Below are 13,104 nucleotides of genomic sequence, written 5' to 3' on the forward strand. Positions count from 1 at the left end.
TCTAAGGCCGCCGCGCTTTTGATTTTGATCTTGGGCGCCCCGTCAAACACGCTGGCCGAACGCAGGCTTGAATCCGTGGGTAACCCGCTGTAAGAGCGGAACCGCCAGCAGCCGTTACCGCAGAAATGGATATGTACCCGAGGACCGCAGCAATGCCGCAGCTAACAAAAATCCTGATCGCCAACCGCGGCGAAATCGCCTGCCGCATCCAACGCACCGCCCAGGCCTTGGGCTATCGCACTGTGGCCATCTACAGCGACGCCGACGCTCAGGCCCTGCATGTGCAAATGGCCGACGAAGCCGTCCACATCGGCCCTGCCCCCGTCCACCAGTCATACCTCAACATCGAAGCCATCCTCAACGCCGCCAAACGAACAGGCGCCGACGCCATCCACCCCGGCTACGGCTTCCTCTCCGAAAACCCCGACTTCGCCCGCGCCTGCCAACACGCCGGCCTCACCTTCATCGGCCCCAGCGTTGAAGCCATCGAACTGATGGGCAGCAAACGACTGTCCAAACTCGCCATGCTCGAAGCCGGCGTCCCCTGCATCGCCGGCTACCAAGGCAGCGCCCAGGACGACACCACCCTGCAACAGGAAGCCGACCGCATCGGCTACCCCCTGATGATCAAGGCCAGCGCCGGCGGCGGCGGTCGCGGCATGCGCCTCGTACACCAATCGAAAGACCTGCTGGACAACCTGCACACCGCCCGCTCGGAAGCCAAAAACGCCTTCGGCAGCGACGAACTGATCCTCGAACACGCCCTGATCGACCCGCGCCACGTCGAAATCCAGCTGTTCGGCGACAGCCACGGCCACCTCATTTACCTCGGTGAGCGCGACTGCTCGATCCAGCGCCGCCACCAGAAAGTCATCGAAGAAGCCCCCTGCCCTGTCATGACGCCCGAGCTGCGCCAAGCCATGGGCGAAGCTGCTTTGAAGGCCGGACGTGCGGTGAACTACGTCGGCGCCGGCACCGTGGAGTTCCTGCTCGACCGCCACGGTCGGTTCTACTTCCTGGAAATGAACACGCGCCTGCAAGTGGAACACCCGGTGACCGAACTGATCACCGGCCTCGACCTGGTGGACTGGCAACTGCAGATCGCCGCCGGCCAACCGCTGCCGTTGACGCAGGCCGACGTCACCCTCAGCGGCCACGCCATGGAAGTGCGCTTGTACGCGGAAGACCCGACCCAAGGCTTCCTGCCGCAAACCGGCGATGTGTTGCGCTGGGACCCAGCCACTGGCGTGCGTATCGACCATGGCGTTATGGAAGGCCAACGCATCAGCCCGTTCTACGACCCGATGCTGGGCAAGATCATCGCCCATGGCGCCACCCGCGAAGAGGCGCGACGCAAATTGCTCCGGGCAGTGGAAGACACGGTGCTGCTGGGGGTCGCGACCAACCAGCTGCTGCTGGTGGATTTGCTCAAGCATCCGGACTTTGTCGGCGGCGATTTCAGTACCGGGTTTATCGCTGAGCACTTCCGCGAAATCCCGCCCCTGAAGCCATCAACAGAACAGCTGGCCCTGGCCGCCGCGCTGTTTTACCAGCACAGTGCCAACCTGCACCCCCAAGGCCTGGCGGGATGGCGCAACAACGCCAGCGCGCCTTGCACCTATCGCCTGGAGGTCAACGGGAACATCCATACCGTCAGTGCTGAGCCACTGCAACTCACTACCGACGGTCGCCACGTCACCCTGGTATTCAACGGCATCCGGCGCCGCATGGCCTATCACCTCGACGCCAATCAGTTGTGGCTGCCCGGCCTCAAGGTGATCAACCGCACCCAGCAAGTCGCCAGCCGCCAGGCCGACGCCAGCAGCGGCACGGTCAAGGCGCCGATGGACGGTGCAATCGTCGATGTGCGGGTCAGCGTCGGCGACAGCGTGACCAAAGGCCAATTGCTGCTGGTACTCGAAGCCATGAAAATGGAGCATCCGCTGACGGCCGGTATCGACGGTGTGATCAAGGGCGTGCAAGTGATTGCCGGTGATCAGGTGCGCAATCGTCAGGTTCTGCTGGAGATCGTCTAGCCCCTAGGCGGAACTACAGGGCCGGGCTACGCTCTATCCCCAACAGAAAGGGAAGAGTACGGGAACCTGCACGATGCCTCATTGGCTGATTATTGACCTTGAAGCCACAACGGATGAAGGCGGCTGGCCCGTGACGGAGATGGAAGTCATCGAGATCGGCGCGAGCCTGGTCAACCGCCAGGGCCGCGAGCTGGACCACTTCCAGCGCTTTGTGCGGCCGCTGCGCCGGCCATTGCTGACGCCCTTTTGCCGTCAACTGACCCACATCACCCAGGCCAATATCGATAGCGCGGCGCCGATTACCGAGGTGTGGCCGCTGTTCGAGCGCTGGCTGGGCCAGCATCAGCCGCGCCTGGAAGGCTGGGCCAGCTGGGGCGATTACGATCGCAAGCAACTGGAACTGGAATGGCAACGCCATGGCCTGGCCAGTGCACTCGCCACCACACCCCATGTGAACCTCAAGCAACGCTTCGCCAAGGCCCGCCGCCTGGACAAGCCCCTGGGGCTCAATGGCGCCTTGCAATTGGCGGGGATGCAGTTTCATGGCCAGCAACATCGGGCGCTGGAGGATGCACGCAATACGGCGCGCCTGCTGCCGCTGATTTTGCCGGTCTAGGCAGCTCCTCTGCCCTTGGGCATACTGGCCGACCTTTCCAGACCCTTTTCCGAGGAATCGCCCATGTTTAAAGTCAACGAGTACTTCGACGGCACCGTCAAGTCGATCGCTTTCGGCACCGCAGAAGGTCCGGCGACCATCGGCGTCATGGCCCCCGGCGAATACGAATTCGGCACCGCCCAACGTGAAATCATGCACGTGGTGTCCGGCGCGCTGACCGTCAAACTGCCGGATGCCAGCGAGTGGGAAACCTTCGCCGCTGGCAGCCAGTTCAACGTGCCGGCCAACAGCAAGTTCCAGCTGAAAGTCGCCGTGGACACTGCTTACCTGTGCGAATACCGCGGCTAAGGCTTTCCCGGAAGCAAAAAAATGCCCGTCTCACAAGCGACGGGCATTTTTTATGCGTGAGGAAAACTACTCCAGGATCGTCACCGGCATCCCGACTTCCAACCGCCCAATGCCATCGTTGACCAGGTTCTGGCCGAAAATCGCACCGTCTTCGGTCTTGCGGTAAGCCTCCAGCGTGGCGAAGGGTTCGCGGTCGGCGCTGCGCTCGCCGGTTTGCGGGTCGATGGTGGTGAGGATGCAGCGCGAGCACGGCTTGACCGCACGGAACTCCACGTCGCCGATGCGCAGGCGTTTCCAGCCGTCTTCGGCGAAGGCTGCGCTGCCCTCGATGACGAGGTTGGGACGAAAGCGCAGCATGTCCATGGGGCGGCCGATGCGTTGGGAAAGATCGTCCAGCGACGCCTGGCCGATCACCAGCAGCGGATAACCGTCGGCAAACGCGACCTGATCGTCGTCCTTGCCGTAACCGGCCTGGGTGGTGCGGGCGCGTTCAACGGGGATTTGCACCAGGCGCGTCGGTTTGCCGATGAAGTCGCTGACCCAAGCGGCCGCCGCGTCGCCCGCGTCCGGTACGCGCAGAGTGTCACGCCAGATCGTCACACCCCGCAATTCGGCGTCGCTACCCGGCAGCGCCACGTCCAGCGCGGCGTAGCCCGGAGAACTCAATGTGAGGCCGCCGCTGCTGTTCCACAGCGCCGACAACTGACTCATCTTGGCCACGGCACGCTGCGTGAGGAAACGCCCGCTGGCTTCATCCACCAGCATCCAGCGTCGGTCCCCGTCCACCCCGAGCTTATCCAGGCCGACCTGCTGCAGGATTTCGGCCTTGCCGGACTTCAAGGGGTAACGGTACAACGCACTGAGACGAAGCATGGGCCTGCATTCCTGAGGGGCAAAGCCGTCACCCTAAGGTCAAGCGGGCGCTTCGTCCAGCATCAGACGCTGACGCACCACATCGACCAGCTTGTCGGGCTGGAATTTGGACAGGAAGTTGTCACAGCCGACCTTCTTCACCATCGAGTCGTTGAAGCTGCCGGACAACGAGGTGTGCAGCACTACATACAGGCCACGCAGGCGCGGGTCGTTGCGGATTTCGGTGGTGAGGCGGTAACCGTCCATCTCGGGCATTTCGGCGTCGGTGAAGATCATCAGCAGCTTATCGGTCATTACATGGCCGGCGTCGGCCCAGGCCTTGAGCATGTTCAGCGCCTTGAGGCCGTCACTGGCGATGTGCATCTTCACGCCCAGTTGGCCGAGGGTGTCGCGCAGTTGCGAGAGGGCCACATTGGAGTCGTCCACCAGCAGCACCTCACGGCCACGGGCGCGCTCCAGCACCGGGTCTTCGAGTTTTTCACGGGAGACCTTGGCGTTATACGGCACGATCTCGGCCAGGACTTTTTCCACGTCGATGATTTCCACCAACTGGTCGTCGACCTTGCTGATGGCCGTGAGGTAATGCTGGCGGCCGGCGCTGGTCGGCGGCGGCAGGATAGCTTCCCAGTTCATGTTGACGATGCGGTCCACACCGCCCACCAGGAACGCCTGCACCGAGCGGTTGTACTCGGTGACGATAATGGTGCTGTTAGGGCCCGGCACCAACGGGCGCATGCCGATGGCCTGCGACAGGTCGATCACCGGCAGAGTCTGGCCCCGCAGGTTGACCACGCCGCAGACGAAAGGATGGCGCTGCGGCATCAAGGTCAGCTTGGGCAGTTGCAGGACTTCCTGCACCTTGAACACGTTGATCGCGAACAGCTGACGCCCGAACAGGCGGAACATGAGGATCTCCAGGCGATTCTCACCCACCAGCTGCGTGCGTTGATCTACCGTGTCGAGAATGCCAGCCATTAAAAGCTCCTGATGCGCAAAGGGATTGTGCTGCTCACTTAAGGCTTGTTATCGGCGGCAAGCGCCAGACCTTGACCCTTGTAAAATGCCACGTAAATTCATTGATGTCACACTGACATCATGGTTTACTGCGCTGGCCTCTCCACAGAGCGGTACAGCGACGTTGCACGACATTCAATTCGATGCAAGGTTCCGCTATGTAAGGGATTCCCCTATGCACAATCAGGCCCAACCTGATATTCGCAATATCTAATAGCCATTAATGTGACGCCATTCTCAATGCATGAATGGAGTCAGGCTTTTGTTTGCCATCCCAAGCCCTCGGCCCACGGCCCTTCCAGACATCCAGATGTCGGCAATTGAAGGTGCGCAATTGACCCCGCCTACGAGGGCCGCGCAGAGCCGTCGCCGTCACTCTAATAAACGCCCTACTAAAAACTCGGAAGCAACCTACAGATTCCAGTCATATTTGATCGCTACTTTTAAGCCATTCACCCGGTGCGACATCTCATCACCCGACCTTATGTTGTGGAGACTTGCATGATGAACGACGGTAAGGAGTGGCAACTTGCTCTTCCCGAATTCCTGCATGAAGCTGAAAAGCTGCTGGTCAAGTCGGAAGAGTGCCTGAGCCACCTGCACTTGATTCGAAACGACAGTGACGCCATCGACTGCATGAAGATCAGCTTGATCAAGCTCGCTGAAAAGGCCGACTGCCTTGCCCTGCAAGCGATCAGCGAATTTTCACGGCATATCCAGTACCTGATCGCCAATGCCGAAAGCCCCCTGCAATTGCATGATCAAGCCTTGGACGCCCTGGAGGAGTGCCTCAAGTTGCTGGCCTGGCAGTTGGAATTGATTGATGTAAAGACAGGTCAGTTGGCACTGGATGAAGCGGAGCAGACCACGCTGATTGCTACGGTAACGCTGCATATTCCACAAAAGGATTTCAGTGTTAAACCACAGCAACGCATGCATCACGCGTCCTGAGTCGATCGCAGGTCGTATTTAAACCTGAAGTTGTCTGAAAACGACATAAGCTGTTAATCCAACCGAGTTGAACTGAGCCGACAAAGATATCAATTAGCCATTAACCGCAATAACGATACAACCAAACAAAAATAATATAACCCCCCCACTCCATGAACTCTGGGAATACCGCCCGGAGCATCTGCGCAGTTAATACCCCTTGCCAGGCACGGCACTAGGCGACCAACGGTAACAGTGGTGGTACTATGCCCGACTCGAAGTGACTCAACTTCATCATGCATAAAAACGATTCGATAACGCATTCCAAACAGAGTCCTGTCAGCCGCCGCGACCGGACTTCCCGCAGCGAACCTTCATTGGCTCCATCCGCTATGTACGCCAACCTCAAGACACTCATCGCAAGGTCCGCGTCCCGCAGCAATGCACGCCGTCTGATCCTCGCCCTGTGCCTTGGCTCGCTGCTGCTGAGCCTGTGGGCCTACAGTTTCTCCGCCGCCTTGCCGCTGCTGGTGGTACTTAACCTGGCCACGCTGGTGGTGGTCGGCCTGCAACAGTGGCACTCGCGTAAATCCATCAAGTTCCAGCCCCAGGAACTGGCCGATCGCCTGCTGCAAGTGCAGGAAAACGAACGCCACCGCCTCAGCCGCGAATTGCATGACGATATTGGCCAACTGCTCACCGCCGCCAAGCTGCAAAGCGAATGGCTCAAGCGCCGCCTGCCCGAAGACCTGCAAAGCCAATGCACAGTACTGTGCAACACCCTGAATGAAACCCTGGCCAAGGTGCGTGACGTCTCCGCCATCCTCAACCCTCGCCAGCTGGCCAGCCTGGGTTTGGAAGCCAGCCTGCGCGCGCACCTGCTCAAGACCCTGGAAAACACCCCAATTCACTGGAGCCTGGAATGCCAGCAGCGGTTGACCGGCATCCCCGAAGAAATGGCCGTGGCGGCCTTTCGCATCACCCAGGAAGCGGTGACCAACATGCTACGCCACGCCCAGGCGCGCAATCTGCTGGTACGCCTGCAACGCCTGCCCGAGGGCCTGTCGCTGAGTATCTGCGATGACGGCCAGGGTTTTTCGCCGGCCATCAACCCGGGCCTGGAAGGCCAACGAGGCATGGCCGGCATGTCCGAGCGGATTGATCAGCTTGGCGGTTCGTTATCCGTCAAGAGCCAGCCAGGCAAAGGGACACGGATCGACGCGCTTTTCCCCTGGGCGCCCCGCGCCCTCGAACGGGCCAGTTCCCCTAAGGTTATCGAGTGACCTGCACATTACTCCTGGTGGATGACCATGCTCTGATCCGGGCCGGCGTACGCGCGCTGGTCCAAGACATTCCCGGCTACACGGTGGTCGGTGAGGCCAGCGATGGCATACAGTTGCTGGAGCAGTTCAGCGCCCTGCTGCCCGATATCGTGCTGTTGGACCTGTCGATGAAGCACACCGGCGGGCTGGATGCCCTGCAGCAACTCAAGCGCGCCTACCCCAAGAGCCGCGTGCTGATCCTGTCGATGCACACCGACCCGGAACTGATCATGTGCGCGCTGGAATCCGGCGCCCACGGCTACCTGCTCAAGGACACCACCGCCAACGAGCTGGAACACGCATTGCTGGCCCTGCGCAACAACGAGCGCTACCTGAGCCCGGCGATTGCCCACACGGTGATCAACCAGGCGCTGGTGCGCAGCCAGGGCCCCACCACCCCGGCCGGCCATAGCCATAACCTTACCGCGCGGCAGCTGGAGATTCTGCGGTTGATTGTGCGCGGCAAGTCCACCCGGGAAATCGCCCACGGCCTGGGCCTGAGCATCAAGACCGTGGAAGCGCACCGCTCGCAGATCATGAAGCGTTTGCAAATTTTCGACGTGGCGGGCCTGGTGTTATTTGCGGTGCGCGAGCAGATCATCAGCCTGGACGACTAACGGCGAATCCACCGGCAGGTGCACGCGCAGGGCCTTGGGCAGGGCTTCGAAGTGCAGGTCATCGCCCTCAAGAGGTTCGCCGTCCAAGTTGATGTACAGACCTTGCGCGACCTTGATATTCACCCATGGCAAGCGCGCCCGCACAAACATGGTGTCGAGGCCCCAGCCATTGCTCATCAACTCACGCAAGGTGCCGACCACCTCCTGAGGGGCGGGCAAGATGCTGACATCCAGCAGGCCGTCATCGGCCATGGCGCCTGGGCACAGTTCATGCCCACCGCCTGCCTGGCGACCGTTGCCGATGCCCAGGGCGAGCAACTCGCCTTTCCAATGGAAATCCGGGCCATCCAGCTCGGCGTAGGCGGCCTTTAACTCGCTGAACCGCGTCAACCCCGTGAACAAGTAGGCGGCGCCGCCCAGGACTTTCTTCAAGTCCTCGGAAGTGTTGGCGGTGACTTGGCTGCCGAAACCACCTGTCGCCATGTTGAGGAAGATCTGCCCCCCGACCTGACCGAGGTCGATCGCCCTTGGCGGCACGTCCAGCAGCGCCAGGGCCTGGGCGGGCTCCAGCGGCACGCCAGCGGCCTTGGCGAAATCGTTCGCGGTGCCCAGGGGCATCAGCACCAGGCTGGCGTCGGTCTTGGCCTGGGCCATGGCTTCGGCCACATCGCGCAGGGTGCCGTCGCCGCCACCGGCGATGATATGGGTGTAGCCGCCGGCCAGGGCTTCGTTGACCAGCCGCTGGGCGTCGCCGCCTTCCCAGGTGACCCGCACTGCCAACTCGCCGCCCTGCTCGCGCCGTGCCTGCACGGCGGTGCGGACGTCCTCGTTGAGGGCTTGCTTGCCGTGGAGGATCAACAGGGCTTTGGGGGTGGTCATTGCGGGAATCTCCTGATTCAAGGGTGCTTGGAGGATGTGGACCTTGGGCGGGGAGAAAAAAGCCATTGGATGGGAAAAAAATTGGATGATTGAGTACATATTCGTTTTTTGGGTAACGGCGGGTATTGGTTCCGCCCTTACGGCGGGTCACTTTTGAAAAGAGCCCAAAAGTAACCAAAAGGCTCTTGCCCCAACACTCGGTACCTCGCCTAGGCTCGGTATGCCCGTAATCCGACAGTGATTCGGGGGGCCGCCGCCACGCGCCATCCATGGCGCGGGGCGGCTAAACCGGCATCCCTGCCGGTTTACCCCCCGAATCCCTGTCGAATTCCGGCCAGCGTGTTTGACGGGGCGCCTAAGATCAAGATCAAAAGCAAGAGCACAGCGGCCTGACAGCCGGCTTGAGTGGTGTGAAGCAAAGGCAAAGGCAAACGCGGTTCATTGTAGGAGCTGGCTTGCCGGCGATGGTCGTTAACGATGACGCGGGGTGTCTGGATGAACGCGGCGTTCTCACGCTTTTCGCCGGCAAGCCGGCTCCTACAGGGACCGCGTATCCACGATGCGAAGCGAGTCGCTCTTGATCTTGATCTGAGGCGCCCCGTTAAACACGCTGGCCGAACGCAGGCTTTGGAGCGTGGGTAACCCGGCAGGACGCCGGGTTAGCCGCGCTGGGCCAAGGATGGCCCATCGCGGCGGCCCACGCTCCAAAGCCGGAGTGAGGGCACACCGAGCCTAGGCGAGGTGCCGAGTGTTGGGGCGAAGCGTTTTTGGTTACTTTTTGCGCTTTTCAAAAAGTGATCCGCTGTAAGAGCGGAACCATAAGCAGCCGTTACCGCAGCAACGGATATGTACTCAATCAACTCTTATGCAACTTACTCATCAGTTGCGCCTCAGCCTGAGTCAACCCACACGACTGAGTAAGCTCATCCACCGTAGCCCCCATCCCCACCAGCTTAGCAGCCTGTGCAAACGAAAGACTCGAAGGATCCCGCTGTTCAATCTGCGCCAGTTTGTCAGGCAACGGCGCAAGAATCGCGCGCAACTCATGCACCTCGTCCCCGACTTTCACCGCACTCTGCTGAAAGTGATCAACCCGCTTCACCAACTCCAGCACCCGTCGATCACGCAGAGCATCACGCTCAGCCTGCTGCAACAACAGTTCACGCTGCTGACGCACATAGCGCAACAGAAATGCCAAAGTCCCGGCCCACAACAAGGCCAGGACAATCACCGCGGCCTCAAGGAACAATCAGATGCTCTCCAGTTCCGACCATTCTTCTTCGCTCATCATCTTGTCCAGCTCAACCAGAATCAGCAGCTCGCCGTTCTTGTTGCACACGCCCTGGATAAACTTGGCGGACTCCTCGTTACCCACGTTCGGCGCAGTTTCCACTTCAGACTGGCGCAGGTAAACCACTTCGGCCACGCTGTCGACCATGATCCCGACCACTTGCTTGTCGGCCTCGATGATGACGATACGCGTGTTGTCGTTGACTTCAGTCGGCACCAGGCCAAAACGCTGGCGGGTGTCGATCACTGTCACCACGTTGCCGCGCAGGTTGATGATACCCAGCACGTAGCTCGGCGCACCCGGCACCGGGGCGATCTCGGTGTAGCGCAGCACTTCCTGCACGCGCATCACGTTAATGCCATAGGACTCGTTGTCCAGTTTGAAGGTAACCCATTGCAGGATCGGATCATCCAAACCTTGTGCGGACGCTGACTTGTTCATACCCCTGACCCCTTCAAATGCCGTTGAGTACGGCGTGTGTGCTTCGCTGACCGCATTCGCATGCGGCCCTTATTGTTCAATCAACTGTGTTTGTTCAGTGGCATCGATTTGACGGCACCGCTGGCGATCAACTCAGCCAGTTCGGCGACGTCGAGCAACGCGCACATGTGTTCGATCACGGTGCCCGCCAGCCAAGGCCGTTGGCCCCGGTGGCTGCGCCATTTGATTTCGTTCGGGTCCAGGCGCAACGAGCGGCTGACTTGATGCACCGCCAGCCCCCACTCGTAGCCCTGCACCGAGATCACGTATTGCAGGCCCTGACGGAAGTCGTCGCGGTAGCGGTCGGGCATGACCCAGCGCGCGGTATCCAGGACTTTGAGGTTGCCGGCCTGGCTGGGCAGAATGCCGAGGAACCACTCCGGTTGCCCGAACAACGGCGTCAGCTCCTGGCCCTCCAGCGAATAGATCGAGCCCAGGCACACCAGCGGCACCGCCAGGGTCAACCCGGCGACGTCGAACAGCAGGCATTCGAACGGTTCGGCAGCCCAGCTCGGGCGGCCATCACCGGTCACCGGCGGCGGTGTGATGCTCGGCGGCAGGTGCACTTGCACCACCGGCTCGACCACAACAGGAGCAACCACCACAGGCGCCACCACTATCGGTGTGATCGGCACTACGACCTGCGCATCGCGGGCTTGTTCTTCTAGCACCGCCAACTGGAATTCATCCAGCGCGGCTTCGGGTTCAACAGCCGGTTCCAACACCAGGATCGGTTCCGGCAGTTCTTCGGCGGTCGCATCCTGCAGCAGGGCATCCAGATAGGATTCCAGCGCCAGTTGCGGCCGAGTCTTGAGTTCGACAGGACGGTTCATCACGCCACCTGCGCCACAAGCTGCTGCGACAGCAGGTGCTTGAGCAACGCGCGGTAGGCGAGTACGCCACGGCTCTTACCGTCGAACTGCGATGGCGCGAGACCTGCGCGGCTGGCGTCACGCAGGCGCGTGTCCACTGGAATGTAGCCATTCCAAATGGTGTCCGGATAGGCATCGCGCAACACGCGCAGGGTGCCGAGGGACGCCTGGGTGCGGCGGTCGAACAAGGTCGGCACGATGCTGAACGGCAGCGCTTGTTTGCGCGAACGGTTGATCATCGCCAGGGTGCTGACCATGCGCTCCAGGCCTTTGACGGCCAAGTGCTCGGTCTGCACCGGAATCACCAGTTGCTGGCTCGCCGCCAACGCGTTGACCATCAACACGCCGAGCAACGGCGGGCTGTCGATGATTGCGTAGTCGAAATCCTGCCAGAGTTGCGCCAGGGTCTTGGCGATCACCAGGCCCAACCCGCTCTGCCCCGGCGACTGGCGCTCAAGGGTGGCCAGGGCGGTGCTGGACGGCAGCAGGGAAATACTTTCGTTGCTGGTGGGCAGCAGCAGTTGCCCCGGCAGATCGGCCGGCACGCTGCCCTTGTGCAGGAACAGGTCGTAGTTGCTGTGTTCCAGCGCATCCGGGTCGTAGCCGAAATAGCTGGTCATGGAGCCGTGAGGGTCCAGGTCCACCACGACCACGCGCTTGCCCGCCTCGGCCAGCAAGCCGGCTAGGGCGATGGACGTGGTGGTCTTGCCGACCCCACCTTTTTGATTGGCAACTGCCCAGACTCTCATTCGGTTGGTTCCTCCCGGCAGGCACAGGCGCGACCGAGACATTGCATAAGGTTATTGAGCCGGCGACGGAGAATTGACGGCGCTCTGACGAACCGGCGGTTTTACAGGGGGCGGTGCAGTTTGTGTGCCAGCCCGCTTCAAGGCGGCATCCGGTGTTGCATTGGCGGTACCGGTGCCGGTCAGGCTGCGGCGCACATCCAGGTTGCGCGACACTACCAACACCACCCGGCGGTTCTTCGCGCGGCCCTCTACCGTAGCGTTATTGGCCACCGGCTGGAACTCACCATAACCCACCGAGGCCAGGCGCCCAGGGTTCACGCCCTGCATCGCCAGCATGCGCACGATGCTTGACGCACGGGCCGAGGACAGCTCCCAGTTGGTCGGGTACTGCGCGGTGCTGATCGGGAAATTGTCGGTGAAGCCTTCGACATGGATCGGATTTTCAAACGGCTTGAGAATCGCCGCCACCTTGTCGATGATGGTAAACGCCTGGTCGCTCGGCAACGCGTCGGCGCTGGCAAACAACAGGCTGGAATTAAGCTCGATTTCCACCCACAACTCGTTGCCGCGCACGGTCATCTGGTTGGAGCTGATCAGGTCGCCAAACGCTGCGCTGATGTCATCGGCGATGCTTTTCAGTGGATCGCTGGTGCCACCCACGCCGGCAGCGGTTTCATCGCTGTCGTTGACCAGCGGCTTGGCCGGGGTCACGGTCTTGGGCCGCTCTTCACCGATCGGGATCGGCTTGAGGGCGCGGTCGGCGTCGTTGAACACGCCAATCAGCGCCTGGGAAATAACTTTGTACTTGCCTTCGTTAATCGACGAGATCGAGTACATCACCACGAAAAACGCGAACAGCAAAGTGATGAAGTCCGCGTAGGACACCAGCCACCGTTCGTGGTTGACGTGTTCTTCGGGCTCGCGACGGCGACGGCTCACAGGCAATACCCCCAGCAACACAAATCACCTGTAGGTGCCGGCTTGCCGGCGAAAAACCCGAGAGCGCCGCGGGGCATCAGGCAACCCGCGTTATCGTTGGCGATTTTCGCCGGCAAGCCGGCTCCTACAGGGTGCATG

Annotated in this window: 14 protein-coding genes; 6 read left to right on the forward strand and 8 right to left on the reverse strand. The window is 61.1% G+C overall.

Features of this window, described 5'->3' with window-relative positions:
* Positions 1 to 152 precede the first annotated feature (152 nt).
* The 3 genes from U367_RS0112960 to ppnP all read left to right on the forward strand — a co-directional run bounded on the left by U367_RS0112960 (position 153) and on the right by ppnP (position 3,000).
* Positions 153 to 2,036 carry an acetyl/propionyl/methylcrotonyl-CoA carboxylase subunit alpha gene (locus U367_RS0112960; RefSeq protein WP_028617300.1) on the forward strand — a complete coding sequence of 628 codons (1,884 nt, stop codon included), beginning with the start codon at positions 153 to 155 and terminating at the stop codon, positions 2,034 to 2,036.
* A gap of 73 nt (positions 2,037 to 2,109) precedes the next feature.
* Complete coding sequence (locus U367_RS0112965; protein ID WP_028617301.1) at positions 2,110 to 2,652, forward strand: exonuclease domain-containing protein; 543 nt, start codon at positions 2,110 to 2,112, stop codon at positions 2,650 to 2,652.
* Between the two features lie 63 nt (positions 2,653 to 2,715).
* Positions 2,716 to 3,000: a pyrimidine/purine nucleoside phosphorylase gene (gene ppnP / locus U367_RS0112970; RefSeq protein ID WP_010208796.1), complete on the forward strand. Its 285-nt coding sequence runs from the start codon at positions 2,716 to 2,718 to the stop codon at positions 2,998 to 3,000.
* A gap of 66 nt (positions 3,001 to 3,066) precedes the next feature.
* On the opposite strand, the gene U367_RS0112975 is transcribed toward ppnP, so the two are convergent.
* Positions 3,067 to 3,873 carry an MOSC domain-containing protein gene (locus U367_RS0112975; RefSeq protein ID WP_028617302.1) on the reverse strand — a complete coding sequence of 269 codons (807 nt, stop codon included), beginning with the start codon at positions 3,871 to 3,873 and terminating at the stop codon, positions 3,067 to 3,069.
* Between the two features lie 39 nt (positions 3,874 to 3,912).
* Positions 3,913 to 4,848 carry a chemotaxis protein CheV gene (locus tag U367_RS0112980; protein ID WP_028617303.1) on the reverse strand — a complete coding sequence of 312 codons (936 nt, stop codon included), beginning with the start codon at positions 4,846 to 4,848 and terminating at the stop codon, positions 3,913 to 3,915.
* A 540-nt stretch (positions 4,849 to 5,388) separates the two neighbouring features.
* Here U367_RS0112980 and U367_RS0112985 point away from each other — a divergent pair.
* From U367_RS0112985 to U367_RS0112995, 3 genes are all read left to right on the forward strand, one after another.
* A complete protein-coding gene (locus tag U367_RS0112985; RefSeq protein WP_028617304.1) occupies positions 5,389 to 5,838 on the forward strand; it encodes a hypothetical protein in 450 nt (149 codons plus the stop codon).
* 371 nt (positions 5,839 to 6,209) lie between these two features.
* Positions 6,210 to 7,100 (forward strand): sensor histidine kinase, encoded by an 891-nt coding sequence (locus U367_RS0112990; protein ID WP_028617305.1) that lies wholly within the window; start codon positions 6,210 to 6,212, stop codon positions 7,098 to 7,100.
* Positions 7,097 to 7,756, forward strand: a complete 660-nt coding sequence (locus U367_RS0112995) for a response regulator transcription factor (RefSeq protein ID WP_028617306.1) — start codon at positions 7,097 to 7,099, stop codon at positions 7,754 to 7,756. Before U367_RS0112990 ends, U367_RS0112995 begins: the two co-directional genes overlap by 4 nt.
* Here U367_RS0112995 and yegS read toward each other — a convergent pair.
* The 6 genes from yegS to motD form a co-directional block, all read right to left on the reverse strand.
* On the reverse strand, positions 7,715 to 8,635 hold the full coding sequence (gene yegS, locus U367_RS0113000) for a lipid kinase YegS (protein ID WP_028617307.1): 921 nt from the start codon (positions 8,633 to 8,635) through the stop codon (positions 7,715 to 7,717). The two genes, U367_RS0112995 and yegS, sit on opposite strands and share 42 nt — an antisense overlap.
* Positions 8,636 to 9,491: 856 nt before the next feature.
* Complete coding sequence (locus tag U367_RS0113005; protein ID WP_028617308.1) at positions 9,492 to 9,884, reverse strand: DUF2802 domain-containing protein; 393 nt, start codon at positions 9,882 to 9,884, stop codon at positions 9,492 to 9,494.
* Positions 9,885 to 10,367 carry a chemotaxis protein CheW gene (locus tag U367_RS0113010; RefSeq protein WP_010564003.1) on the reverse strand — a complete coding sequence of 161 codons (483 nt, stop codon included), beginning with the start codon at positions 10,365 to 10,367 and terminating at the stop codon, positions 9,885 to 9,887.
* Positions 10,368 to 10,447: 80 nt separating this feature from the next.
* Complete coding sequence (locus U367_RS0113015) at positions 10,448 to 11,239, reverse strand: CheW domain-containing protein (protein ID WP_028617309.1); 792 nt, start codon at positions 11,237 to 11,239, stop codon at positions 10,448 to 10,450.
* Positions 11,239 to 12,027: a ParA family protein gene (locus U367_RS0113020; RefSeq protein WP_028617310.1), complete on the reverse strand. Its 789-nt coding sequence runs from the start codon at positions 12,025 to 12,027 to the stop codon at positions 11,239 to 11,241. Before U367_RS0113020 ends, U367_RS0113015 begins: the two co-directional genes overlap by 1 nt.
* 51 nt (positions 12,028 to 12,078) lie before the next feature.
* Positions 12,079 to 12,966 carry a flagellar motor protein MotD gene (gene motD, locus U367_RS0113025; RefSeq protein ID WP_028617311.1) on the reverse strand — a complete coding sequence of 296 codons (888 nt, stop codon included), beginning with the start codon at positions 12,964 to 12,966 and terminating at the stop codon, positions 12,079 to 12,081.
* Between the last annotated feature and the right edge of the window lie 138 nt (positions 12,967 to 13,104).

The sequence above is a fragment of the Pseudomonas canadensis genome (genome assembly GCF_000503215.1).
GTDB classification, from domain to species: Bacteria; Pseudomonadota; Gammaproteobacteria; order Pseudomonadales; family Pseudomonadaceae; genus Aquipseudomonas; species Aquipseudomonas canadensis.